Origin of the sequence: Bradyrhizobium sp. USDA 241 (genome assembly GCF_049739505.1) — a bacterium.
Taxonomy (GTDB): domain Bacteria; phylum Pseudomonadota; class Alphaproteobacteria; order Rhizobiales; family Xanthobacteraceae; genus Bradyrhizobium; species Bradyrhizobium liaoningense.
The window spans coordinates 2,095,467-2,120,459 of record NZ_JBMGPZ010000005.1; the positions used below are offsets into that span (position 1 = coordinate 2,095,467).

Below are 24,993 nucleotides of genomic sequence, written 5' to 3' on the forward strand. Positions count from 1 at the left end.
CGAAGAGAGGACCAAGAAAATGTCAACGATGGCGATGCCACATCCGACCGCGAGCGAGGCCGCGGTCCGCTACCTCATCACGAACTACAGCCCCAAGGGCAACAAGGTCGGCTGGCTGATGATGGCCTCGATCCTGGTCGAGGCCTGGGACCTCTATTCGATCGCCTTCGTGCTGATCTTCATCAAGGAGCAGTACAATCCGGATCCGCTGATGCTGGGCCTTGCGGCGGCCGGCACGCAAGGCGGCGCCCTGATCGGCGCGCTGCTCGGCGGCTGGCTGTCCGACAAGATCGGCCGCCGCGTCATGTTCCTGGTGACGATGGTGATGTTCATCGTGCTGGCGCTGGCGCAGGCCTTCGTGCCTGACGTCGCCTGGCTCGTCGTGATCCGCTTCCTGCTCGGCATCCCGCTCGGCTCCGACATCTCGACCGGCTACACCTACATCATGGAATCCATGGCCAAGGGCGAGCGCGAGGTCATGGGCAACCGCTGGCAATTCATGTTCGCCGTCGGCGAGGTTCTGACCATCGGCGTCATCGTGATCTTCCTCCTGATCGACATGAACCACGAGATGCTGTGGCGCGTGACACTGGGTCTTGGCGCAGTGCCGGCGTTGATCATCCTGATCATGCGCCACGACGTGCCCGAGACGGCGGTGTGGCTGGTGCAGAAGGGGCGTTACCGCGAGGCCAAGCAGGTCGCGCGCGAGATGTTCAACGACAATCTCGACATGCTGCCGGACCGGGACGTCCAGGTGCCGAAGGTCTCGACCCGCGCGTTCCTCGCCGACCTCAAGAAGGACCCGATCCGCTGGCGTGCGACGATCTACGGCTGGATCGCCTGCTTCGCGCAAGGCAGCGAATTCTCGACCTTCGCGTTCTACCTGCCGGTGCTGTTCGTGATGGTCGGCGTGTCGAGCGTGCTCGGCAATAACCTGGTGACGATGGGACTGTTCTGCTTCGCCGCGTTGTCCGGCTGGGTCGGTCCGCTGCTGACGCCGAAGATTGGCCATCGCGGTATCGCCATTGCTGGTTTCGGCATCGTCCTGGTTTCGCTTCTGGTCGCGGCCTTCGCGCTCTACACCGACAACAAGATACTGCTGCCGTTCGCGGCCGCCGCCATGCTGTGGGGCCATTATTGGGATGCGTCGAACTGCATGACGATCCCGACCATGGTCGCCAAGCCGAGATATCGCGGCACCGCCAGCGGCTTCGCCTACATGTTCGTCAAGCTGCTGTCGTTCCTGGCGATCTTCCTGTTCCCGTCGCTGTTCGCGGCGATCGGGCAGGCCAACGCCACGCTGTTCGTGGCAATTTTCCCGCTGATCGGATTGCTCGCCGCGATCTTCATCCTGCCGGAAGTTTACGGCTACGAGAACGACTGACGTGTCATCCGATCGCGGCCCGTTGTGGCCGCGATCGGGCTCCTCCCGCTACGGGCTCAGGAACACGGGATCGATCCCTGTGCCATGGCCGAGCAGGCCGATGGCCTGAAGCTGGGCCGTGTGCACGTCGATCTCCAGGATGGCGAACAAGGCCAGCAGCACCACGACGGAGAAGACGAGCAGGGGATGGGACGTCTCCGCGCGGCCTTTGCCGGGCGCAATGAAGCTCTGAATTCCGCGACGCAGCGAGAAGCTCTGCGGCAGCGACTTTGATCGAATCTGCATGATCAACCTTCCTTGCCGCGGCCTGTCTGGAGCACGCGACAAGTAAACTTTAGCTGCCGCCGCTCCGCCGGCATTGATGCACCGCAAACGACTGTACTCATTAGTCGGCGCCCTTTGCCGCTACCTGATGGCAGCCGCCAGTGCACCGATCAAGGCAGGCGGCGTCACCAGCAGACCGAGCTTGAGGAACGGCCAGGCGCCGACCTCGATCTTTTCCCGCCTGAGCGCGACCAGCCAGAGGATGGTGGCGAGCGATCCGGTCACCGACAGATTGGGGCCGAGATCGACGCCGATCAGGATGGCGCTGACAACAGGTGCGGGCAGATGATCGCTGGCGGCGACCGAGCCGGCGACGAGCCCGACCGGAAGGTTGTTGGCGATGTTGTCCGCGAGCGCGGTGGCGATGCCGACGCTCCAGGCCGCCTGGGGCACCGATTGCGCGACCGCCTGGTGCAGCAGCGCGCTCAGCTGCGCGATGACGCCGGTCTTCACCAGCGCTTCCACCATGACAAAGAGCCCGCCGACCAGCGGCAGCACGCTCCAGGAGACACCGCGCAGCACGGGCAAGGGCGATTGCCGGTTGATCAGCAGCACGATCGCCGCCGTCGCGACGCCGCAGATGAAGGTCGGCAGGCCCAGTTGCCGGTCCAGCGCCGACGCGGTGACCAGCACGACGCCGATCGCGACGATGCCTATTGCCGTGAGCTTGCCGCCGCGTCCAAGCTTCGGATGCGGCGCGCTGCGGGCGATCGTTTCCTCCTTGAGCGCGCGATGCTGGCTCAGGCGCAGGACCACGTAAGTGAGCAGGATCGAGGCCGCCGAGGGCAGCGCGAACAGGCGCAGCCATTCGGTGAGCTCAGGCATGCGCGCGCCGAACACGACGAGATTGGCCGGATTTGAGATCGGCAGCACGAAGCTTGCGGCATTGGCAATGAAGGCGCAGACGAACAGATAGGGCAGAGGCTTTGCGCCGGCCGCGCGCGTCGCGGCATAGACGGCCGGTGTCAGCACGATCGCGGTGGCATCGTTGGAGAGCAGCACGGTGACGAGCGTGCCGACGAGGTAGATCAGCAGGAAGAGCCGCTGCGGGGAGCCACGTGCATACTCCACCGCAAGCGCGGCGAGATAATCGAACAGGCCTTCGAGCCTCGCCAGCTCTGCGATCAGCATCATGCCGATCAGGAAGAGATAGACGTCGACGCCTTTCTCGATACCTGTCAACGCATCCGGCCATGGCAGCAAACCAAACAGCAGCAGCGCGCCGGCGCCGATCACCGCCCAGACCGCCTCGGGCAGGCGAAAGGGCCGGACGATGACGCCTGCGGTCGCGACGACGATGATGCTCCAGGTCCAGAGGGCGTTAGACGGCAAGGTTCAGTTCTCGAATGGGAATGGATTCATTCGGCAGCGATAACCGATGCTGGCGCCGCTGTCTTCCCCCGCGGGCGCGGATCGCCGTCGTCGCTTTGCCGCGTCTCGGGCAAGGCGAGGAGGCAGATCACCGCACCGATCGCCGCCACGGCACCGAGCGTGATGAATGCTGCGCCGTAACCGGCCCCGACCACGACCAGGCCCGCCAGTGTCGTCGACAGCGCCGCGCCGATGCTCTGGGCCGTGATGACGGCGCCCTGTGCGACGTTGAAGCGGCCGGTGTTGCGCATGAGGTCGGCGACGATGACGGGAAAGATTGCCCCGAAAATGCCGGCGCCGACGCCATCCAGCAGTTGCACGCCGACCAGCCAGAACGGATTGTCGGAGAGCGTATAGAGCGCACCGCGGATCGGCAGGATCAACAATGCGGCAAGGAAGAACCGCTTGTGTCCCCAGCGGTCGGCCCGTGCGCCGACCAGCATCGCGAACGGCACCATTACCACTTGCGCCGCAACGATGCATGCCGACATCAGGCTGGTACCGATGTTCTTGTCCTGGAGCGCGAGCTTTTGTCCGACCAGCGGCAGCATCGCCGCGTTGGAGAGGTGAAACAGGACGACGCAGATGGCGAATATGAGCAGCGGACGGCAGGTCAGGAGCACGCCAAGGCCCGAGGGGTGTTCGGGTGCGCCATTGATACGGGAGTGGTGCAGTCCGCGCGCGAGGTCGTGGTCGATCGCCCGTTCGGGGATCGCCAGGATGTTGACGAGGCTCGCGATCGCCATGGCGCCGAGAAGGTAGAAAACGACGCTCGGTCCGAACCAATAGGCGGAGAGGCCGGCGATGCCCGCCGCGACAGCGTTGCCGGCGTGGTTGAAGGTCTCGTTGCGGCCGATGCGCCGGGTAAACGCGGCATGCCCGAAGATGCCAAGCGAGACAGCGGCGATCGCCGGCGGGAAGACCACGGCAGCGGCTTGCGCGATGCCTTGCGAGATTATCACCGGCAGGAGGTCGGGGAACAACGGCAGCGAGAGCGAGGCGAGTGTCACCAGAATCGCAGCGGCCACCATCACCAGCCGCTTCGTCCGTGTGGCGTCAACCAGCGCACCGGCCGGCGTCTGCGCGACGATGCCGGCGATGGTTGCGATCGACATCACGAGGCCAATGCGAGCCTCGTTCCAATGCTGCTCGGTGAGAAGATAGACCGCGAGATAAGGACCGAGCCCGTCGCGGACGTCGGCGAGAAAGAAATTGGCAGCGTCCAGCGCGCGGCCGGCGCGCCTCGCCTGATCAAGGTTTTGGCTCGACATGCATTCCTCGATCCAGGCTGGAAGGTCCCCGGCGAAAACCGATTTCGCGGCAGCGTTGTTCCGGTCAGGTGGCGTGTTCACCGCACCCCGGATAGCTTCTCGGTGATCGCCTTGCGCAATATGCGCGACAGCGATTCCACCGAATACGGCTTCTGGATCAGTTCGAAGCCGCGATGGGCGCTTTCGGCGAGCACGTTGCTGTAGCCGCTGGTGAGCACCACGGGCAGGCCCGGATAGCGCTCCCGGATGATGCCGGCTAGCTCGACGCCGTTCATTCCGGGCATGATGACGTCGGAGAACACGAGGTCGACGGCAAATTCGTTCTCGCCGAGGATCGCCAGTGCCGCGTTGGCGTTGGCGACGCGGCGGACGACATAGCCGAGGTCTTCCAGAAGCTCGGTCGAGAACCGGCCGACCTCGTCGTTGTCCTCGACCACGAGCACGCGGTAGCCGCGCCCGGTGGTCGCGGTCTCGCTGGTCAGCGCCGCGGCTTCCTTCTCGGTGGCCGGGCTTTGCGCCTGCGGCAGATAGATGGTGAAGGTCGCGCCTTTGCCTTGCGTGCTCGTCACCGCGATGTCGCCCTCGGACTGTTTTGCGAAGCCGAAGGCCTGGCTGAGGCCGAGGCCGGTGCCCTTGCCGACCTCCTTGGTGGTGAAGAACGGTTCGAAGATCGAGTCGAGATGCTCTGGCGCGATGCCGCTGCCGGTGTCGGTGACGGAGATGGCGACGTAATCGCCGCTCCGCGCCGATTGTGCGCGCAGCTGAGGGATACCCTGGACCTTGCGCACGGCGATGGTGAGGCGGCCTTCGCCATCCATGGCATCACGGGCGTTGATGGCGAGGTTGATCAGCGCGGCCTCGAACTGGCCGATGTCGGCCACGGTGAAGCAATCGGGATCCTGAACTTCCACGGCGATCTCGATGCGGCCGCCGACCAGCGGCCGGACCAGCTGCGCCACGCCTTCGACCTGGCTGCCGACATTGAAGATCTGCGGCTTCAGCGGCTGCCGTCGCGCGAACGCAAGCAGCTGTGCCGTCAGCTTGGAGGCGCGCTCGACCGTCTCGGAGATGGCGTCGACATAGCGGCGGCGGCGTTCCTCCGGCAGCTCGCGGCGGCGCAGGAAGTCGGTGGCAGAGCGGATGATGGTGAGGAGATTGTTGAAGTCGTGCGCGACGCCGCCGGTGAGCTGGCCGATCGCCTCCATCTTCTGCGATTGCCGCAGCGCTTCCTCGCCGCGGCGGCGCTCCGTGACGTCGACCGCCTCGGGCACCGCACCGGTGATGTTGCCATGGCGGTCGAGCACGGGCCGCATGCCGAAATCGAAATCGCGCTCGCCGATGGGAAGGCGCAGGCGCATCTCCAGTCGCACCGCTTCGCCTTTGAGCACCGTGTCGAAGGCCTCTCGCACGGCGGCACTCATGCCGTTTGTGCCGGCGAACCAGGGCGTGTCCCAGAACGGCTTTCCGATCACATCCGAAGAGCGTGCCTTGATGCCGTCCAGCGCGGTCTTGTTGGCGTAAACCAGCTCACCTTTGAGATTGACCAGGCCCTGATACTGATTGCTGGTCTCCAGGATCGCGCGCAGCCGTGCCTCGTTGGATTCGAGCTCGGCGGTACGCTCGGCAATGCGCTGTTCCAGCGTCTCGTTGAGCTGCCTGAGCTCGATCTCGGCCTGCTTGGCGACGGTGATGTCGTGAGCGACGCCGATGAAGCCGATATGCTTGCCCGTCGGGTCCCAGCGCGGCTGCGATTCCGATCGAAGCCACCGCCATTCGCCGCTTGCGTTCTTGTAACGCGCTTCCAGCACGAAGGGTTTGAGGGATGCTTCACCCTGGACGGATTGCTGGAGCACGTGCGGCAGGTCGTCGGGATGCAGCACCTTGCGCCAGTCGAAGTCGATGGCCTGATCGTAGGGCAGGCCGACGAAATCGACATAGGCCTGGTTGGCGAAGGACCGCTTGCGGTCGAGCTTGGTCACCCAGATCGGCACCGGCGCGCTGTCGGCGATCAGCCGAAAGCGCTCCTCGCTCTCGCGCAGCGTCTCGCGCGCCAGCGCCTGGTCGGTGATGTCGATATGGGCGCCGACCAGGCGGATGGCGCGGCCGTCCTTGTCGCGCTCGATCTTGGCGACGACCCGGATCCAGCGGGTCTCGCCGTCGCTGGGGCGGATGATGCGGTATTCAGCGCTGTAGTCTTCGCTCGTTCCGGCGAGCGCCTCAAAGAAATGCTTGACGGCCGCGTCGCGATCGTCGGGATGGATGCGGTTGACCCAGGCCTCGTGCGTCTCGCCCGCGGCTTCCGGCGGCAGTCCGTGGATGATCAGATATTCGGGCGAGCGACGGTTCTTGAAGCCTTCGCGGAAATCGACCTCGACGCCGCCGACCTTGCCGATACGCTGGATGCGCGCCAGCTCGGCCTCGCGCTCCTGCAGCGCGCGATAGGCGTTATCGCGCTCGCGCGCGACGTCTTCAAGGTGCTGGCGCAGCCTTTCGGCTGCGATGGTCTCGGGCAAGGGATCGTTCAAGGCATCGGCCGTTGTGATGCGGGTGCGCACGTGCCGAACCGATATTCACACAGACGGAGCGTGATGGCCATTGTCTAGAGGGCAAAGTATCGGAAAATAGGAGCGCGTGCCTGAGGAGGAACGACGCGGTGGCAACGTCTGGTCCGGCAATTTGTTCCGGAGACTGGAACGATCGGCTGATCGAGGCGTCTTCGCGAGGTGCCAACTCTCTCATAAAAATCCCTTTCCAAAGAGGCTAAATCTTGAAGCTCTTCGTCTGTCAGGCCTGCGGCAACGTTCTCTATTTCGAGAATCGTGCCTGTGAACGCTGCGGCCATCGTGTCGCCTTCATGCCGGAGAAGGAGACGATGTCGGCGATCGAGCCCGACGGAGAAGCCTGGAGGACATTGGCCGACAATCGCGAAGGCCGGATGCTGTGCCGGAATGCCGAATACGATGCCTGCAACTGGCTGACGGACACAGACGATACCACCGGCTATTGCCGCGCCTGCCGCCACAACGGGATGGTACCGAACCTCTCCGATCCGGCGCAACTTGCTGGATGGCGTGAGCTGGAGGTGGCCAAGCACCGTCTACTCTATTCCCTGATCCGCTGGAAGCTGCCGCTCCAGACCCGGCAGGACAATCCCGCGCATGGGCTGATCTTCCATTTCCTTGCCGACGATCCGAACAGCGGACAGAAGGTCATGACTGGCCACGACAGCGGCCTGATCACGATTGCGCTCAAGGAGGCGGACGAGATCGAGCGCGAGCGGCGCAGGCTCGAAATGGGCGAGCCCTACCGGACGCCGCTCGGGCATTTCCGCCACGAGGTCGGACACTATTTCTGGGACGTGCTGGTGCGGGACGGCGGCAGGCTGAACCAATGTCGCGCCGTGTTCGGCGACGATTCCGTCGATTACGGTCAGGCCTTGCAGCGGCACTATGCCGAAGGCCCGCCGCCGGACTGGCAGCAGAGCTACGTCTCGGCCTACGCCACGACGCACCCCTGGGAAGACTTCGCCGAGACCTGGGCGCACTATCTCCACATCGTCGATACGCTGGAGATGGCCGCCGAGTTCGGCATGGAGGTGCGCCCCAGGGTCGACCGCGACGGGGAGTTGACGGCGCGCATCCGTTTCAACCCCTACGAGGCAAGGGATATCGAGGCGCTGGTCAACGCATGGCTGCCCTTCACCTTCGCCATGAACAGCGTCAACCGCGCCATGGGCCTGCGCGACCTCTATCCCTTTATCCTGTCGCCCGCGGTGGTCGCCAAACTCGGCTTCGTTCACGGCCTCGTCCGGGACGTGGCCACGGCCGGGAAGCCCCGGGAAGCGGCATGGCGTCCCTAGGGCTCGCCGGGTCCATTTCGGTCTTGCGCTGGCACGCCGGAGGCCCCGGATTTAGACCGTTGCCTCCGGCCCATTTTGATGTACCACGGGGGCCACACGGCCCGTCCCCATAGGCCCCAACGGCCAGGAGACGGGTCCCGCCCAAGGTCGAGACTCAAGAAAAGCATGTTCAAACGGATTCTGATCGCCAATCGCGGCGAAATCGCCTGCCGGGTCATCAAGACCGCCCGCAAGATGGGAATTCAAACGGTTGCGGTCTATTCCGAGGCCGACCGCGATGCCCTCCATGTCGAGATGGCCGACGAGGCGGTGCTGATTGGTCCGCCGGCTGCGGCCGAGAGCTATCTGGTGATCGAGAAGATCGTTGAGGCCTGCCGCAAGACGGGCGCACAGGCCGTGCACCCCGGCTACGGCTTCCTGTCCGAGCGCGAGGCGTTTCCGCGCGCGCTGGAGGCGGCCGGATTCGTCTTCATCGGCCCCAACCCCGGCGCGATCGCCGCGATGGGCGACAAGATCGAATCCAAGAAAGCGGCGGCGAACGCCGACGTCTCGACTGTGCCGGGCTTCCTCGGCGTGATCGAGGACGCTAAGCATGCGGTCAAGATCGCCGACGCGATCGGCTATCCCGTGATGATCAAGGCCTCCGCCGGCGGCGGCGGCAAGGGCATGCGGATCGCCTACTCGACCCAGGAGGTCGAGGAGGGATTTGGGCTGGCAAAAGCGGAAGCGAAGGCCTCGTTCGGCGACGACCGCGTCTTCATCGAGAAGTTCATCGTCGATCCCCGCCACATCGAGATCCAGGTGCTGGGCGACAAGCACGGCAACGTGATCTATCTCGGCGAGCGCGAATGCTCGATCCAACGCCGCAACCAGAAGGTGATCGAGGAAGCGCCGTCGCCGCTGCTCGATGAGGCCACCCGCCGCAAGATGGGCGAGCAGGCGGTCGCGCTGGCCAAGGCCGTGAACTACGACTCTGCCGGCACGGTCGAGTTCGTGGCAGGGCAGGACAAGAGCTTCTACTTCCTGGAGATGAACACGCGTCTCCAGGTCGAGCATCCCGTCACGGAACTCGTCACCGGCATCGACCTCGTCGAGCAGATGATCCGCGTCGCCGCTGGCGAGAAGCTCGCCATCGCGCAGAAGGACGTCACGCTGACGGGCTGGGCGGTGGAATCCCGCCTCTACGCCGAAGATCCGTTCCGCAACTTCCTGCCCTCGATCGGGCGGCTCGTGAAGTATCGCCCGCCGGCGGAAGCCAGCAAGGACGGCATCACCATCCGCAACGACACCGGCGTGCAGGAGGGCGGCGAGATCTCGATCCACTACGATCCCATGATCGCCAAGCTTGTCACCCACGCGCCGTCGCGCGCGGCTGCGATCGAGGCTCAGGCCACTGCGCTGGATTCGTTCTACGTCGACGGCATCAGGCACAACATCCCGTTTCTGTCGGCGCTGATGCACCATCCGCGCTGGCGCGAGGGACGGCTCTCGACCGGCTTCATCGCCGAGGAATTCCCCAAGGGCTTTGCGGTGCGCGTGCCCGAAGGCGAGGTCGCGCGGCGGATCGCCGCGGTCGGCGCCGCCATCGATCACGTGCTCGGCGAGCGCAAGCGGCAGATCTCGGGCCAGATGGGCGGCCGCATCGTGCGGCGCGAGCGACGCCGCGCGGTCTGGCTCGATCGCCAGGAGATCATGCTCGAGGTCGGACGCGAGGGCGAGGCGATCGCGATCCGCTTCGTCGATCCCGACGGCAAGGCCGGCAATGCGCATCTGTTGCAGTCGGCGTGGAAGCCCGGCGATCCGGTCTGGCAGGGCACCATCGACGGTCACCTCGTCGCGGTGCAGGCGCGTCCGATCGCCAACGGCATCCGTCTCGCGCATCAGGGCGTCGAGGTGCCGGTCTATGTCTGGACCGAGGCCGAGGCGGCTTCGGCGCGGCTGATGCCGGTGACGACGGCCTCCGACACCGGCAAGAAGCTGCTGTGCCCGATGCCTGGCCTCGTGGTCTCGATCGCGGTGACCGAAGGGCAGGAGGTCAAGGCCGGCGAGACATTGGCGGTGGTCGAAGCCATGAAGATGCAGAACGTGCTGCGCGCCGAGCAGGACGGCACCGTGAAGAAGATCCATGCCAGCGCGGGCGCGACACTCGCCGTGGACGCGCTGATCCTGGAGTTTGCGTAAAGCGTCTTCGTGGGGCTCTCAGCGGCCCCACGAACGGCGTCATTGCGAGCGCAGCGAAGCAATCCAGACTGCCTCTGCGGAACGACTCTGGATTGCTTCGCTGCGCTCGCAATGATCGACTACGTTGCGGCTGCGTCGCTACAAATGAGAGGGCAACCATGGCCTTTCGTTCCCGCCGCGAGAAACTTCGCTCCATCCTGTCGGGCGGGACCTGTGTCCATCCCGGCTCGGTCTACGACGCCATCTCGATCCGCATTGCGGAGGACCTCGGGTTTCCGCTCGGCATGTTCGGGGGATCAGTGGCCTCGCTCGCCGTGCTCGGCGATCCCGATATCACGCTGATCACGCTCACCGAGCTTGCCGAGCAGATGCGGCGGATGTCGCGCGCCGCAACACTCCCCGTTCTGGTCGACGCCGATCACGGCTACGGCAATGCGCTCAACGTGCGCCGCACGGTGCAGGAGCTGGAGATGGCGGGCGCGGCCGGCCTCACCATCGAGGACACGCTGCTGCCGGCTGCCTTTGGCGAGACCAAGGCGCAGCTGATCTCGCTCGAGGAAGGCGTCGGTAAGATGAAGGCGGCGCTTGGTGGCCGCAGCGATCCGTCGCTGGTGATCATGGGCCGGACGGGCGCCGCCGCGATCACCTCGATCGAGGATGCTGTTCGCCGCGCCAAGGCCTATGAGGCCGCCGGAGTCGATGCGTTGTTCTTCACCGGCATCAAGTCGCGCGCCGAGCTCGAGGCGCTCGCATCTGCCACGCGCCTTCCGATCGTGCTCGGCGGTGCGCCGGACGAATTGAACGCGCTCGATTACCTTGCGAGCCGGCGCGTACGCATCGCACTCCAGGGCCATGCGCCGATCGCCGCCGCGACGCACGCAGTCTACGAGACGCAGAAGGCGTTGCGCGAGGGCGTGGCGCCGAAAAGCCTCAAGGGTTTGGCATCGTCGGAGCTGATGGCCCGCGTCATGCGCGAAGGCGAGGCCAGGGTGCGCAGCGCCGATGTCCTCGGACTGAACAAGTGAGCCGGGCAATTCTCCAGGTCATGATCCGCGGACGCGTGCAGGGCGTCGGCTATCGGGCCTGGCTCGAGTATCAGGCGACGACGAGCGGCCTCGAAGGCTGGGTCCGCAACCGTCGCGACGGCAGCGTGGAAGCGCTGTTCGCCGGCGCGCCGAAGCACGTTGCCGACATGGTCGCGCTGTGCCGCCACGGCCCGCCTTCCTCGCGCGTCGACAGCGTCACCAGTGAAACCGCGAGCGCGGATGAGCTCAATCTGCGCCGGGCAGGGGAGACGTTCTCGGTGCTGCCGACGGCGTAGCTTCAGAGAAGACCGTCATGCCCGGGCGCTGTCCCGGGCATCCACGTTCTTCGCGCCGTGTGCTTATGCGTGGATGGCCGGGACAAGCCCGGCCATGACGACCTAGAGGCTGAGGTGCCCCAAGCTCTCGATGGGAGATTTACCTTGGCAGCTTGGCGATCGCCTCGCTCAGCTCATGGATCTCATAGGGCTTGCGCAGGATCGGGAAATCGCCGCGCACGCCGGCGGCGACCTCGCTGTAGCCGGTGGCAAGCAGGATCGGCAGGCCGGGGCGGATCTGGCGGAGGCGATGGGCGAGGCTGAGCCCGTCCATCTTGCTGGGCATGACGATGTCCGAGAACACGAAGTCGACGCCGTTGCTCTCGATCTCGCGCAATGCCGCTTCGGCATCGGCGACCCGGCGCACTTGATAGCCGAGCTGCTCCAGAAGACCGATGCTGACCAGAGCGACGTCGGGATTGTCCTCGACCAGCAGCACCGTGCCGCTGCCGCGGAGAGGCGTCCCCGATGTCTCGCGCGACGGCGCATCTGTGCCGCGCGGCAGGATGATGGTGAATGTCGTGCCCTTTCCGAGCTCGCTTGCGACCGTTATGGTGCCGCCGGCCTGATGAGCGAAGCCGTGCACCTGCGAAAGGCCGAGGCCCGTGCCTTTTCCGATCGGCTTGGTCGTGAAGAACGGCTCGAAGATCTTGTCGAGAACGTCGGAGGGAATTCCGAGCCCGGTATCCGTGACGTCGATTGCGACGAAGTCGCCGGCGAGGGGAGGTTCGTTCAGCACGACGTTGCGCGTGCCGATCGTCACCGTGCCACCGTCCGGCATCGCGTCGCGGGCATTGATGACGAGGTTGAGGAGCGCGGTCTCGAGCTCGGAGACGTCGGCCTTGATCGGCCAGGCGTCGGAGCCGATGTCGAAATCAAGACGCACGGAACTGCCCACGCCGGCGTCGAGCACCTCGCGGATGGCCGCGACGCGTTCGGCGAAATTGATCGCCTGCGGGTTGACGCTCTGCCGCCGCGCGAAGGTGAGGAGCTGGTTCGTCAGCGCGGCGCCGCGTTTGGTCGCGGTCTCGATCGCGGACATGGCGCGCTCGAGCTTGGGGTCGTCGGCCGCGCTCTTCTTCAGGATGTGAAGGCTGCCGCTGATGATCATCAGAAGATTGTTGAAGTCGTGGGCAACGCCGCCGGTGAGCTGTCCGAGCGCATCGAATTTCTGCGACTCGGCGAGCTGCTTCTGCATTGCCTCGAGCTTGAGCTGGGAATTGCGGCGCTCGGTGATATCGCGCGTGATCTTGGCGAAGCCGATCAGCGCGCCGCCCTCGTAGATCGGGTCGATCACCACGCTGGCCCAGAAGAACGTGCCGTCCTTTCGGACGCGCCAGCCTTCCTCCTCATATCGGCCCTTTTCCCGCGCAATACCGAGCGCCCGCGCGGGCTTGCCATTGGCGCGGTCGGTCTCGGTGTAGAAACGGGAAAAATGCTGGCCGAGGATCTCCTCGGGCGAATAGCCCTTGATGCGTTCGCCGCCGACGTTCCAGCTGGTGATGACCCCCCTGGGATCAAGCATGTAGAGGGCGTAGTCGGCGACTCCCTCAACCAACAGCCGGAAACTGCGCTCGCTCTCGAACAAGTCTCTCTGTTGACTGAACTTTTCGGACATTCCGGACCCGCCTCGACGGGGACAAACGCCGCACATGGCAGATTTGTTCCCGTTGTATGGGACATTTTTAGGCAATATCGCGCACCGAATACAGAGGCCGCCGGGCGATCAGGCGCGGTGGCCGCCAAAGCATGATCCGGAAAAGTGCGCAGCGGTTTTCCGAAAAGATCATGCTTAAACAACAACCTAAAGCGCGATTACGATTCATCCTAATCGCATCGCGCTTTAGCTCGTCGCCAGGCTCCGGAACGTCGCGGCCACCGCGCGCAGGGCCGCGAGCTTGGCGGGATCGCCGACTTTCGAATGCAGCATCACCTTCGAGCTGCCGAGTCTTGGCAGCTTGTGCTCCGGCCCGAGATCGACCAAGCCCGGAGGCGCGATCCGCCGCGCCAGCGGCGCAATTGCAAGTCCGGCAAGCGCGGCCGCGATCACCGCCGTGACACCGCCGCCGACAAATCGCTCGCGCCAGGCGATGCCGGCCTTGTCCAGCGCGCGCACGGCGATGGCGCGGACGCCACAGGGCGGGGCGAGCGTTGCGAGCGGCAGTGCTTCGCCCTTCGGGAACGTGAAACGCCGCGCCGCGAACCAGCCGAACGCGTCATCAGCCAGCTTCTCGCCGCCACGGCGGCTGCCCTCCTGGCGGACGATCACGGCGTCCAGCTCGCCCGCATCATAGGCCTCCTGCATCTCGCGCGAGAAACCGATGGTGACGGCGAGCGTGAGATTCGCGGATATCGCGTGCAGCCGTTCGAGCAGCGGCACCAGTTCAGGGCCTGCGGCGTGGTCGGAGATGCCGAGCGAAAGCGACTGCGCGGCGGAAGCCTCGCCGGAGAGCGCACGGTCATGCGCGTCCATGAGTGCGCGGGCGCGATCGAGGAAATCAGCACCATCGGCAGTGAGCCGAACCGCGCGCGGCGAGCGTTCGACGAGGCGTTTCCCCACCAACGTCTCCAGCCGTTGCAGCTTGAGGCTGACAGCCGCCTGCGTCGTGCCGAGCGCTTCGGCCGCGCGGGTAAAGCTCCGGAGGTCGGCGACCAGCAGGAAGGCCCGGACCGTGGCGATGTCGAGGGTGGCCATCATTAGCAACTGTTATCACTGATATCAGATGAGATAAGATACCAAAATGAAAGGAGGAGGGCTAGCTTCCCAACAACCCCGCGCCGAACCCCGCGCGGCATGCTGAGGAGAACGTCCATGCCCCTGATCACCGTGTCCTACGCCACGTCTCGCCAATCGCCGTCGCTGAAGGCCGACGTCGCCAATGCCGTGTCCGAGCTCACGGCAAAGATCCTGCACAAGGATCCCAGGGTCACCGCCATCATCGTGAAGTCCGTGGATGCGGGCGATTGGTTCGCGGGCGGCAAGTCGCTCGCCGAGCAGAAGCTCGCAAGCTACTGGATCGACATCCACGTCACCGAGGGCACCAACACCAAGGACGAGAAGGCGGCCTATCTCACCGCCATGTTCGAGCGCATGGCCGAGATCCTGGGCCCGCTGCATCCCGAGACCTATCTGCATGTCGACGAGGTCAAGGGCGACGCCTACGGCTTTGGCGGCCTGACCCAGGAGCGGCGCTACATCGCCGGCAAGCTCGAGGTTGCGCTCGATGCGGCGTGATGCCGGGGGCCGCGGGCGAGCCGTCTCACCCGCGGCCCGATCGTCAGCTTGCAGCCCGGAACTCGACTTCCGAATTGTTCAGAAAACACGTCTTGTCGAACAGCTTCAGGTCCAGCGGGTTCGGCAAGCGGACATCGCTGAGATCGGGACAGGGCTTGACTGCGGGATCATAGGACCGGTCGATCTGCGAGATGAAGACGACGATCAGCCCCTTGTCGCGTGCGAACGATTTCAGTGCGCGCACCTGAACGGTCAGGTCGGGGTTTTCCCGCCGCTGGTCGAGCAGTTGCAGATAGTCGATGACCACGAATGTGCCGCGTGGGGCGGGGGCCATCTGCTTGACGACGTAATCGGCGCTGATCGCGTCGGAGCAATCGACCTCGAACAATCTGTCGAACTGCGCGGGATCTACGCCGATCGCCCGCAAGCGGTCCAGAACGTCTCTCTCGGTGTATTCGAGCGAGAAGAACGCGGCGCGGCTGCCCTTCCTCATGGCCTCCACCGCAAGTTCGAGACTCATCAGGGTCTTGCCATGACCGGGCCGCGCACCGAGCAGCACCAGCTCGCCCGGCCGGAATTGAGGAAACAGCTTGCCGGCCGGCGTCTCCGCCGCGGCTTTCGCCGCGAGCAAGCTCCAGGCGGAGAACCCTTCCGTTGTGGCGACGCGGTCAAGCGCGGCGTGGAGTGGAATGCCTTCCTCGCGGGACAGGCGCTTCGCCTTGCGCTTGAGATGATAGATCGGCGCAGACAATCTCATCGTGAGAACCTCCCATTGCGAGCATGATCGCAATCCCTCCTTATGCCCAGCGCTCGAACAGTCGGTCCGATGATCAATTCGCCCGGCATGAAGTCTGCTTTCCCGGCGGAGGGGGGAGGCGTGGGCGACGCCGGAATTGAGCATAGCCGATTCCGCGTCTGCGGAGAACGGCCCGGTGCGGGCTCGCTAGGCGACCGCTTCCGGCAGCAGCGCGCGGGTTGGCCCGAACAATTCTTCGAACGTCTGCCTGAGCGCGATATCGACATCGGCCATGGTCACGAGCTGGCCGAGATCGACCAGAGAGGTGACGCCGTAGCGGCGATCTGCAACGCCGCAGGGCACGATGCCGGCGAAATGCGACAGCTCCGGCTCGACGTTGATGGCGATGCCATGGAACGACACCCAGCGCTTCAGACGGACGCCGATCGCCGCGATCTTGTCCTCGTGATCGGCTCCCTTGTCGGGGCGCCTGACCCAGACGCCAACCCGGTCCTCGCGCCGCTCGCCGCGAATGTTGAAGGCAGCTAGCGTGCGCAGGATCAATTCCTCCAGGCTCGCGACATAGGCCCGCACATCAGGCCGGCGGCGCTTGAGGTCGAGCATGATATAGGCCACCCGCTGGCCCGGCCCATGATAGGTGAGCTGTCCGCCACGCCCGGTTGCGAAGATCGGGAAGCGGGCATCCAGCAGGTCGGATTGCTTGCCCGAGGTGCCCGAGGTGTAGAGCGGGGGGTGCTCGAGCAGCCAGACCAATTCCGGGGCCTCGCCCGCCGCGATCGCTGCGACCCGAGCCTCCATGATGGCCACCGCATCCGGATAGGGCACCGGAGCATCCGAGACAAGCCATTCGACGGGCGCGCCGCCTGCGGCGGAAAACGACGTCAAATCGAGCTCTTGGCGCTGGCTTTGGCGGGGGTTTTCAGGCGAATTAACCATTGGCTAACCATAACGTGGTGATGATCGCAGGCGCAAATGAAGAGTCCCAAGTCGCGGCGGTCCTGACAGTGCCCACTCTCGATAAAGTCACCGTGGATCTCATGGTCGTCCTCGGGACGACCACGATGCCGATCCATCAAGTATTGCGTCTTTCCCGCGGCGCCATCATCGAGCTGGATGCTACCGAGGCCGACGAGGTCAAGGTCCTGGCCAATAATCTGCCTGTTGCCTCCGGCGTCGTGCTGGTCGATCGCAACCGGATCGCGGTCGAGGTCAAGCAGATGCTGCCGCGCTCGGCGGGCACTCGGTAGGCCCTGGGGCACCAGCTGGGCAGGCGGCTAGCGGCCCGGCCACCCAGCGAGGCCGATTCGGGCAGAGGGCTGGAACTTTCCTGCAAAGCTTGTGGAATTCAGGGCCTTTGCAGGCTTGTACCCCTCTGATGGATTTGTTAGATCGGCGCCGTTGATCCGGCCGGCCCTCAAGCCTCAAGCCGGCATCCCCAAAGCGCTCGTGGCGGAACTGGTAGACGCGCTGCCTTGAGGTGGCAGTGAGTAAAATCGTGGGGGTTCGAGTCCCTCCGAGCGCACCATGGACCCACGATTGGCGTTGAAATCATTTAGCTTTTTTGGGTTTTGCCCGGGAACGTTACATCTGCGTTCCCGCGTCGCGTCGGGTCCCCGCAAAAGGTCGTCGAGTGACGGCTCTGATCGAATGCGACGATCTTTTCCATGCCGCTGAGGCCGAGCTTCTCTCGATTCGCCTGCGCAATGTAGTGCGCCGGCATTTTCGGATCGGTCCAGCCGAACATGGCCATCATCTCACTCTCGATGCAGTCGGCCTAAGCCGCAACCGAGCTATGGCTGATTTTGGGTGACGCGGCCTGATCAGGCGGCGTGGCTTTCAGTGTTCGGAATGACTTCGATTCCGTCGATGAACTTTACACCGGCGATGACTTTCGGCAACTGAGAGCTGGCCCCGGTTGTTTGGACAGCGCCCCGCTGGATTTAAGTGGATTCCTGCCGGGTTATGCTGAACGCGGGGCTTTACGGTTTTGTCGTTGCGTCGGGAGGGCGTAGCCCGACCAGAGCGACGACAAAACCGTCGGCGACGGTCATGCGGCCATCACCATAGCTTGCGTGCCGAAGTAAGCCTCGTCGGGCGTGCGCCCGTCAAGGCTCGAGTGAGGGCGTCCCTGATTGTAGAAGGCCAGATACTTGGCAATTGACGCTCGCGCCTCGGACACGCTGTCGTAGGCGCGGAGATATACTTCTTCGTATTTGACCGTGCGCCAGAGCCGCTCGACAAACACGTTGTCGCGCCAGGCGCCCTTGCCGTCCATGCTGATGGCGATCTTCGCGTCCAGCAGCACATCGGTGAACTCGAGGCTGGTGAACTGGCTGCCCTGATCCGTGTTGAAAATCTCGGGCCTGCCGTGCTTCGCCAACGCCTCCTGGACCGCTTCGACGCAGAAGGCCGCCTCCATTGTGATCGAGACGCGATGGGCCAGGACCCGTCGGCTGAACACATCGACGACCGCCGCGAGATAGACGAAGCCACGCCGCATCGGAATGTAGGTGATGTCCATTGCCCACGCATGGTCGGGCCGCTCGATCTTCAATCCGCGCAACAGGTACGGGTAGATCTTGTGACCCGGAGCCGGCTTGCTCGTGTTCGGGCGACGATAGACCGCCTCGATCCCCATGCGCTTCATCAGCGTCGCGATGTGGCGGCGACCGGCGTATACGCCCTCCCGCCGCAGCAACGATCGCAGCATACGCGCTCCCGCGAAGGGATAATCGAGATGCAGCTCATCGAGCCGACGCATCAAGGCAAGGTCCTCGGCCGAAACTGGCCGAGGTTCATAGTAGACCGTGCTGCGAGCCAGCTTCAGGACCTTCGCCTGGCGCACGATAGAAAGATCATGACCGCGGTCGATCATCGCTTTGCGCTCAGCAGGCCCGCCTTGGTGAGCGCGCCGGACAAAAAATCGTTTTCCAACGCCAGCTCGCCGATCTTGGCATGTAACGCCTTCAAATCGACCGGCGTCTCGGCCGATGTCTTGTCATGCCCAAACACGCCGGCGGCGCCTTCCAGGAGCTGGTTTTTCCAGATCGTGATCTGGTTCGGATGAACATCAAACAGTTGCGCCAGCTCCGCCAGTGTCTTGTCGCCTTTGACCGCAGCCAAAGCAACCTTCGCCTTGAATGCCGGAGAATGCGTCCGGCGGCTCTTCTTCGTCATCTTCGCTCCTGATTCGCAGCAAGAATCCTCGCCGCTGTCAGGCAGAAAATCCACTCAAGCTACTGTCCGAATTTGCGGGGCCAGCTCTACTGGTTCGTGCTCTTCAATCGCCGCCAGGTCTTCGATGCGGCGTCGATGAGCTTGAACACCATCAGCTTCGCAGTTTGTTGCGACAGCGATCCCTTGGTCCGCACCGTTCGGTGGCGCACCGTGGCGAAGACGCTCTCGATCGGGTTCGAGCTGCGTAGGTGGATCCAGTGCTCAGCAGGGAAGTCGAAGAAGGCGAGCAGCGCATGGCGATCCTTGATCAGGCACTCCACCGCACGTCCGTATTTGACGTGGTATTTCTCGACGAAGACGTCGATCGCGGTTTCAGCTTCGGCCCGGTGTGGGGCCAGATAGATGTTCCGCAGGTCGTTCTTCATGGGGCCCTGCACGGATTTGGCGACCTTGTCGAGTACGTTGCTCACTTTATGGCACCAGCATCGTTGGTGCCGCGTGCCGGGAAAGGCCTCGTCCAGTGCCTTCCAGAAGCCGAGGGCGCCGTCGCCGATGGCGAGTTGCGGGGCAATCCGTAACCCGCGTTGCCGCAGGTCGATCAGGAGTTCGCGCCAGCTCTGCGCGCTCTCGCGCACGCCGACCTGGAAGCCGATCAGCTCCTTCTTGCCTTCCGGCGTGGTGCCAATCAGCACCAGCATGCATTCGCTGTGATCTTCCATGCGGGCCTGCAGGTACACGCCATCGGCCCAGATGTAGACATAGCGACGCGCCGACAGATCGCGTCTCTGCCAGCGTTCGTACTCGACCTGCCAATCGGCCTTCAGGCCGGCGATCACCGAAGGCGACAGGTTCGGCGCATCCTTGCCGAGCAGCGCCGAGAGCGCCTCCTGGAAGTCGCCGGTCGAGATGCCGCGCAAATAGAGGACCGGGATCAAGGCATCCAGGCTCTTCGTCCGCCGCGCCCATAGCGGCAGGATTGCCGAACTGAAGCGGAGGCGGTCGCCTGGCCCGCTCGCTCCGCGGTCGCGGACCTTGGGACGAGCGACCTCCACCGGACCGATGCCGGTCGCAATCTCGCGCACCGGACCGTGCCCATGTCGGACCAGGCGCGCTCGACCGTCGGGCAGCGTCAGATTGGCCGTGCTGGCCAGAAACGCGCCAACCTCGATCTCGATCGCCCTGGCAAGCAGGTCCCGCGCGCCGGCACGAACGATATCGGTCAGTGGATCATCAACCGCGGACGGCTGACGGAAAGCAAGAACATTGGTAGTCTCGGTCATGGCGTATCGCTCTCCTCGAGAGGTTCTGGCAGGCTCGTCACCCGCCTCGATACGCCGCCTTCCTCACACCGTCATCACCCAGATTCCGCCATAGCTCGCCGCAACCTCGGCGCGGGCCTTGCGCACGCCGAGCTTGGCGAGAAGCCGTTCGCGGTGCTGACGCGCAAGGTCGTCAACTTTGCCTGTAGCCGTTCCATACCAGCGCAGCGTGCCAGGTTATACCGGGCCGACCGTGCTGCCGATCCGCAGCTCGGCCCCGGCATGACAAGCGCACTCGACCGTTCCTTCGAGACGATCGACAGCAAGGGCAACCTGTTTGCGAGCGGTCGTCCGCAAGAGGTGATCACGGCGTCAATGCCGGCAGATGTGTACGGCGTCGATGCAGTCGTGGAGCATACTGCGGGAGGCGGACTGCATATCAGGTCGGCTGAGCGACCAGTGCGTCAAACTCGCTCTTAACGCCGACCATTGACAACCATTCCTCGGGACAGCGCCTTCGAGAGAGCCGCTGCAGTGTCCCGCAGAGCAGCAAGTCGATCCTCCATCTGCTTGTTCATGATACGCTCGAGCGGCCCGGTCATGCCTACCGATTGCAGAACTGAGCCATCTGAAAGCACAACGGGGACCGCAAGCGCGGCAAGCCCTTCGTCGATCTCCCCGACACAGGTAGCGTAACCCAATCTTCTGACCTTTGCGAATTCCTGTTCAATCCACTTTCGGCTGGTGTGTGAATTGACGGTCGGCTTGGGAAGCTCATTTGAGAGAGCTTCAGCGATCAGTTCTTTGCTCTGAAATGCCATGATGGCCTTGCCCGTCGCAGCTGCATTCACGGGCATCTCGATTCCTGGCTGAACATATCCGCGCCACCTCACATCGGGCGAATGCGAAACGGCTACCAGTACGCGTGCCCCGACCAGGCGTGCGAGGTAGCAAGTCTCGGTGGACGCCTCCGTCAAGGCATGAATATGGGGACCGGCAAGCGATGCGTACCAGCCGTCGTCGGCGCTCGCATGCAGGAGGCGCGTCAGCCTATCGCCGACTGAATAGGTACGTCCGGCTTCTCGTTCGACCGCTAGTCCCGATCGAACCAGCCCCTTCAGCAATCGATGCGCGGTCGTTTTGGGAAGTTCGAGGATCGATGAGACGTCGGCGAGCGTGATCGCGCCAGGGAAGGCCGCGATCAATTCGAGCACGTCGATGTACCGAGCCAGCGGGCCGGGCGAATTGTCATCCATGCGCATGTGATCCGATCAATTTTTGTGCGGCGCAAGCAAAAATGAACGGCTTGACACCTGACGAGGAGGCCGTCTACCGTTTCGTTATTCGGGATTATGTTCCGGAAAACGGAACGTCTGTCAAGCCTCGTGAAGCTCCGTTGGGCGTGATGGACAAGGTTATTTCATTCCAGGAGGCGACATGAAGATCACGCGGAAGGCCTTTCTCAGCTTGATGATGGGAGCAGGAATGCTGCCGTTGGTCGGTGCGGCTCAAGCTCAGCAGGGTGGGCCCATTTTGATCGGCGCGACTGTGCCGATGACGGGGCCGCTCTCGCTGACGGGAAAGCAATACCAGAACTCTCTTTCGATGGCCGAAGAGGACATCAACAAGGCAGGGGGCATCAACGGTCGTCAGATCAAGATTGTGTTTGAGGACACGCAGGCCTCCAACGGCACCGCGGTCAACGCATTCGTAAAGCTGGCCCAGGAGACCAAGCCCGCGTTCTTCTTTCTGTCGAGCTACTCCACGCAGAATCTTGCGACCGCGCCCGAGCTTGGCAAAGTGCAAGTGCCTGCGATGTATGCGGGCGGTGCCGATGTTGTGGCTGAAAACGGAAATGAATGGATGTTTCGTATCCGTCCCGCTGACAGCGTTTCGGCCGAAGGAATGGTGAAGGCTGCGGTCGACGTCATCAAGGCGAAGAAACCCGGGATTCTCTATATCCAGAACGACTTCGGCCAAGGCGGTGCGCAGACTGCCGCCAAGCGCTTCGAAGCTGCAGGCATCTCGGTCGCCGGCATGGAAGCCTATGGCCAGAACGACAAGGACTTCTCGGCGCAGCTCCTTGGTCTGCGTAACAAGGGCGCGGATGCCATTTTGATTTTCAACTATCCGCAAGATGGCGCGCTGGTACTCCGCCAGGCCAAGCAGCTCGGCTTCAAGATGCCGCTCGTTACGTCCTCTGCTGCGCTGGTACCCGCGGCGACACAGCTTCTTTCCCCCGCAGATCTCGAGGGTGTCTGGGGGGTGGTCGATGCTTTCATGGATGTTGGTGTCGGTGGCCGGATGAAGGACTACGTAGAGCGCTTCAAGGCGAAGTTCGGAGTTGATCCAGATCCCTACGGGCTTGCTTATTACGACGGCGCGATGCTGATGGCCGACGGCATGCGCAAGGTCGGGGCCGATCCGAAGGCGCTGCGCGAATGGCTGTCCTCGGTCAAGGGCTGGCAGGGCATTGGACACGTCTATTCGTACGACAGCAAAGGCAATGGCGTACGCGACCTCGCTGTCGTGAAGGCGAAGCCGGGCACCAAGACCTTAGAGCTCGTGCAGCCTGTCACCCTCAACTAGTCCTTCGCAAGGAAGTGGTCTGCGGTTCGGCGAGCCGACCGCAGACTGGGATCGTGTAGGAACGTCATGGCGGACTTCGTCCAGCTTCTAGTCAACGGACTGGCGATCGGCAGCGTCTATGCGCTCGCCGCGATCGGCTTCGTGATCGTCTACTCTGCTACCGGAGTGGTCAATTTCGCGGCCGGCCAATTCGTAATGTTCGGAACGTTCGCCGGCGTTGCGACCCTTATTAGCGCTCAGCTTCCCTGGCCAGTTGCGTATGGTGCGGCGCTCGTCATCATGGCACTGTTCGGGGCCTTGTTCTTTGTCTCGGTCTATCTGCCTCTACGACGTGGGTCGATTGTGACGATCATCATCGGGACCGTCGCGATCAGCATCACGATGCAGAACGCTGCGTTGCTCTCTTTTGGATCGTGGCCGTTCCGCCTGCCGTCTCCCGTCGAAGACAGCGCGGTCTCGCTTGGCGGCGCGATCATTTCTACGCACGCACTTGGCGTGGTCGCTGTGACCGCCGTGATGGTTGCCGGATTATGGCTTCTCTTCAACCGCACTTCGGCGGGCGTGGGGATGCGAGCCGTCGCGCAGGATGTGCAGGCGGCCAAGTTGATGGGCCTCAAAGTCAACCGCCTGCTGGCGTTATCGTGGATCCTCGCGGCAGTACTTGCAGGGGTGGCGGGACTAATGCTCGGACCAATGTGGTTCGCGGACGTCAATATGGGCGACCCGATCGCATTGAAAGCCTTCGCTGCCACCATCATCGGCGGCTTTGGCAGTCTGCCGGGGGCCATTGTGGGCGGCCTGTTCGTTGGCCTGACCGAGGTCCTCGGCGCATCCTACGTCTCGTCCGCGTACAAGGACCTGATCTCGTTCGGCATCATGATCGCTTTCTTGCTGGTGCGTCCGCAAGGCGTGTTCGGCGAGAAGATTCAGGATCGAGGCTGACAGGATGGCGATGCGTATTCCCCTGCAGATCGCCACAGCGATCATTGTGCTTGGCGGGCTATCCGGTATCGTTTTGCCGGAATATCACCTTCGCCTGTTGAACCTGTCGCTGATCTCCGCAGTAGCGGTGATCGGGCTCAACTTTGCCTTTGGCTACGCCGGTTTGATCTCGCTGAGCCATGCGGCCTTTGTTGGCATGGGCGGCTATGGTCTGGCCGTCCTGACCACCACTTGCGGATGGTCACCGTGGCTCGCTGCGCCAGTAGCGGTCGCGACGACAGCCGTCTCTGCCGGCCTGATTGGGTACCCATTGCTTCGCTTGCGCGGGCACTACCTGGCACTGGCCACGCTCGGCCTCAACGTGTCGTTCTATATCGTGACGTCCAATTGGATTGCGATGACAGGGGGGACCAACGGGATCGCGCGAATCCCGGGCTTGGCGCTTGGCTCGCTCAGCTTCTCCGGGGAGCATCAATTCCTGTGGCTTGCACTTGTAGTCCTGGCGTTGATCGCCGCCGCGGCGGCCGCATTGCACAAGTCCCGTCTCGGCCGCGAGATGATGGCTGTGCGCGATGATGAGATCGCGTCCGAGATGACCGGAATCGATACGACGCGGATCAAGATTGCAGCATTCGTGCTTTCCGCCGTCTGCGCCGCCGTTGCCGGATGCCTGTTTGCCCTGCACGTGCGCTTCGTCGCGCCCGAGGATTTCACCTACGCGCATTCGATCACATACCTCGCCATGCTGATCGTCGGCGGGGAAGGCACGATCGTCGGTGCTATCCTCGGAGCGGTGCTGCTGACGTTTCTGCCGGAATGGTTGCGCTTTCTCGGTACCGCTTACCTCTTCTTCTTCGGCCTGCTGGTGCTTGGCATTCTGGTGTTTCTGCCCACGGGCCTCGTTGGCCTCGGCCAACGCCTGAGCCGCCGGTCAGCAGGACGTCCGGTCTTCGCGCCTGCTCGTGCTCCGGAGGCGACGCCATGAATGCCTTGGAAGCACGGAACATTCACAAGCGCTATGGGGGCCTGGCTGCGTTGGCGGACGTGAATCTGACCGTCAAAAAGGGGCAGTTCGTCGCGATCATCGGCCCTAACGGCGCCGGCAAATCCACTCTGCTGAACGTCCTGACTGGCTTGGCGATGCCAGATGAAGGGCAGGTGTTTCTCGATGGTCAGGCGATCACCCGCATGGCCACTAACAAACGTATTCGTGCCGGCCTTGGCCGTACGTTTCAGCACGGGCGGGTGTTCGCGCGTCTTAGCGTACTGGAAAACGTGATGACG

At 63.7% G+C, this 24,993-nt stretch carries 21 protein-coding genes, 1 tRNA gene and 2 pseudogenes; 12 read left to right on the plus strand and 12 right to left on the minus strand.

What is annotated here, in order from left to right; translation table 11 throughout:
- Window positions 1-19 precede the first annotated feature (19 nt).
- Complete coding sequence (locus ABIF91_RS31865; RefSeq protein WP_424579588.1) at window positions 20-1,384, plus strand: MFS transporter; 1,365 nt, start codon at window positions 20-22, stop codon at window positions 1,382-1,384.
- A gap of 48 nt (window positions 1,385-1,432) precedes the next feature.
- Here ABIF91_RS31865 and ABIF91_RS31870 read toward each other — a convergent pair whose 3' ends face one another.
- The 4 genes from ABIF91_RS31870 to ABIF91_RS31885 all read right to left on the minus strand — a co-directional run bounded on the left by ABIF91_RS31870 (window position 1,433) and on the right by ABIF91_RS31885 (window position 6,905).
- Window positions 1,433-1,669 (minus strand): hypothetical protein, encoded by a 237-nt coding sequence (locus ABIF91_RS31870; protein ID WP_028177362.1) that lies wholly within the window; start codon window positions 1,667-1,669, stop codon window positions 1,433-1,435.
- Between the two features lie 120 nt (window positions 1,670-1,789).
- Window positions 1,790-3,040, minus strand: coding sequence for an arsenic transporter (locus ABIF91_RS31875; protein WP_028177363.1), 1,251 nt, complete (start codon window positions 3,038-3,040; stop codon window positions 1,790-1,792).
- A gap of 26 nt (window positions 3,041-3,066) precedes the next feature.
- Window positions 3,067-4,350 (minus strand): MFS transporter, encoded by a 1,284-nt coding sequence (locus ABIF91_RS31880; RefSeq protein ID WP_028177364.1) that lies wholly within the window; start codon window positions 4,348-4,350, stop codon window positions 3,067-3,069.
- A 77-nt stretch (window positions 4,351-4,427) separates the two neighbouring features.
- Window positions 4,428-6,905, minus strand: coding sequence for a PAS domain-containing hybrid sensor histidine kinase/response regulator (locus tag ABIF91_RS31885; RefSeq protein WP_028177365.1), 2,478 nt, complete (start codon window positions 6,903-6,905; stop codon window positions 4,428-4,430).
- A 212-nt stretch (window positions 6,906-7,117) separates the two neighbouring features.
- Here ABIF91_RS31885 and ABIF91_RS31890 point away from each other — a divergent pair, with 212 nt between their 5' ends.
- From ABIF91_RS31890 to ABIF91_RS31905, 4 genes are all read left to right on the plus strand, one after another.
- Window positions 7,118-8,209: a zinc-binding metallopeptidase family protein gene (locus ABIF91_RS31890; protein ID WP_028177366.1), complete on the plus strand. Its 1,092-nt coding sequence runs from the start codon at window positions 7,118-7,120 to the stop codon at window positions 8,207-8,209.
- A 165-nt stretch (window positions 8,210-8,374) separates the two neighbouring features.
- Window positions 8,375-10,390 (plus strand): acetyl-CoA carboxylase biotin carboxylase subunit, encoded by a 2,016-nt coding sequence (locus tag ABIF91_RS31895; protein WP_028177367.1) that lies wholly within the window; start codon window positions 8,375-8,377, stop codon window positions 10,388-10,390.
- A 158-nt stretch (window positions 10,391-10,548) separates the two neighbouring features.
- Window positions 10,549-11,415 carry an isocitrate lyase/PEP mutase family protein gene (locus tag ABIF91_RS31900; protein ID WP_028177368.1) on the plus strand — a complete coding sequence of 289 codons (867 nt, stop codon included), beginning with the start codon at window positions 10,549-10,551 and terminating at the stop codon, window positions 11,413-11,415.
- Window positions 11,412-11,711 carry an acylphosphatase gene (locus tag ABIF91_RS31905; protein WP_035675193.1) on the plus strand — a complete coding sequence of 100 codons (300 nt, stop codon included), beginning with the start codon at window positions 11,412-11,414 and terminating at the stop codon, window positions 11,709-11,711. Before ABIF91_RS31900 ends, ABIF91_RS31905 begins: the two co-directional genes overlap by 4 nt.
- Before the next feature lie 139 nt (window positions 11,712-11,850).
- Here the strand turns inward: ABIF91_RS31905 and ABIF91_RS31910 are convergent, their stop codons facing one another.
- Both ABIF91_RS31910 and ABIF91_RS31915 read right to left on the minus strand, forming a co-directional pair.
- Window positions 11,851-13,368 carry an ATP-binding protein gene (locus ABIF91_RS31910; protein WP_424579589.1) on the minus strand — a complete coding sequence of 506 codons (1,518 nt, stop codon included), beginning with the start codon at window positions 13,366-13,368 and terminating at the stop codon, window positions 11,851-11,853.
- Between the two features lie 225 nt (window positions 13,369-13,593).
- Window positions 13,594-14,448: a LysR family transcriptional regulator gene (locus ABIF91_RS31915; protein WP_028177371.1), complete on the minus strand. Its 855-nt coding sequence runs from the start codon at window positions 14,446-14,448 to the stop codon at window positions 13,594-13,596.
- Window positions 14,449-14,562: 114 nt separating this feature from the next.
- Between ABIF91_RS31915 and ABIF91_RS31920 the strand changes: the two genes are divergently transcribed.
- Window positions 14,563-14,985: a tautomerase family protein gene (locus tag ABIF91_RS31920; RefSeq protein WP_028177372.1), complete on the plus strand. Its 423-nt coding sequence runs from the start codon at window positions 14,563-14,565 to the stop codon at window positions 14,983-14,985.
- A gap of 43 nt (window positions 14,986-15,028) precedes the next feature.
- Here ABIF91_RS31920 and ABIF91_RS31925 read toward each other — a convergent pair whose 3' ends face one another.
- Window positions 15,029-15,742 carry a DNA helicase gene (locus ABIF91_RS31925; protein ID WP_028177373.1) on the minus strand — a complete coding sequence of 238 codons (714 nt, stop codon included), beginning with the start codon at window positions 15,740-15,742 and terminating at the stop codon, window positions 15,029-15,031.
- A 186-nt stretch (window positions 15,743-15,928) separates the two neighbouring features.
- Window positions 15,929-16,678 carry a lipoyl(octanoyl) transferase LipB gene (gene lipB / locus ABIF91_RS31930; RefSeq protein ID WP_028177374.1) on the minus strand — a complete coding sequence of 250 codons (750 nt, stop codon included), beginning with the start codon at window positions 16,676-16,678 and terminating at the stop codon, window positions 15,929-15,931.
- 68 nt (window positions 16,679-16,746) lie between these two features.
- Between lipB and ABIF91_RS31935 the strand changes: the two genes are divergently transcribed.
- Both ABIF91_RS31935 and ABIF91_RS31940 read left to right on the plus strand, forming a co-directional pair.
- Window positions 16,747-16,989 (plus strand): FliM/FliN family flagellar motor switch protein, encoded by a 243-nt coding sequence (locus ABIF91_RS31935; RefSeq protein WP_028177375.1) that lies wholly within the window; start codon window positions 16,747-16,749, stop codon window positions 16,987-16,989.
- Between the two features lie 193 nt (window positions 16,990-17,182).
- A tRNA-Leu gene (locus ABIF91_RS31940) sits at window positions 17,183-17,267 on the plus strand.
- A gap of 27 nt (window positions 17,268-17,294) precedes the next feature.
- Here ABIF91_RS31940 and ABIF91_RS31945 read toward each other — a convergent pair.
- The 4 genes and pseudogenes from ABIF91_RS31945 to ABIF91_RS31960 all read right to left on the minus strand — a co-directional run bounded on the left by ABIF91_RS31945 (window position 17,295) and on the right by ABIF91_RS31960 (window position 21,434).
- A complete protein-coding gene (locus ABIF91_RS31945) occupies window positions 17,295-17,495 on the minus strand; it encodes a hypothetical protein (RefSeq protein WP_424579590.1) in 201 nt (66 codons plus the stop codon).
- A 294-nt stretch (window positions 17,496-17,789) separates the two neighbouring features.
- Window positions 17,790-18,919, minus strand: a protein-coding gene (locus ABIF91_RS31950; protein ID WP_086023025.1) for an IS3-like element ISRj2 family transposase whose coding sequence is annotated in 2 segments (ribosomal slippage) — window positions 17,790-18,667 and window positions 18,667-18,919 — 1,131 coding nt in all. Because the reading frame shifts where the segments join, the coding sequence is not laid out codon by codon here.
- Between the two features lie 89 nt (window positions 18,920-19,008).
- Window positions 19,009-20,199: pseudogene (locus ABIF91_RS31955) on the minus strand (IS256 family transposase); the annotation flags it as partial.
- A 455-nt stretch (window positions 20,200-20,654) separates the two neighbouring features.
- Entirely contained in the window at window positions 20,655-21,434 is a 780-nt protein-coding gene (locus tag ABIF91_RS31960) for an IclR family transcriptional regulator (RefSeq protein WP_035673390.1), read from the minus strand.
- A 181-nt stretch (window positions 21,435-21,615) separates the two neighbouring features.
- On the opposite strand from ABIF91_RS31960, the gene ABIF91_RS31965 reads away from it, so the two are divergent.
- The 4 genes and pseudogenes from ABIF91_RS31965 to ABIF91_RS31980 all read left to right on the plus strand — a co-directional run.
- A complete protein-coding gene (locus ABIF91_RS31965; protein WP_028177378.1) occupies window positions 21,616-22,767 on the plus strand; it encodes an ABC transporter substrate-binding protein in 1,152 nt (383 codons plus the stop codon).
- Window positions 22,768-22,833: 66 nt separating this feature from the next.
- Entirely contained in the window at window positions 22,834-23,709 is an 876-nt protein-coding gene (locus ABIF91_RS31970; RefSeq protein ID WP_028177379.1) for a branched-chain amino acid ABC transporter permease, read from the plus strand.
- Window positions 23,710-23,719: 10 nt separating this feature from the next.
- Entirely contained in the window at window positions 23,720-24,694 is a 975-nt protein-coding gene (locus ABIF91_RS31975; protein WP_424579591.1) for a branched-chain amino acid ABC transporter permease, read from the plus strand.
- Window positions 24,691-24,957, plus strand: a pseudogene (locus tag ABIF91_RS31980) (ATP-binding cassette domain-containing protein); the annotation flags it as partial. The gene ABIF91_RS31975 and the pseudogene ABIF91_RS31980, both read left to right, overlap by 4 nt.
- Window positions 24,958-24,993: the final 36 nt, after the last annotated feature.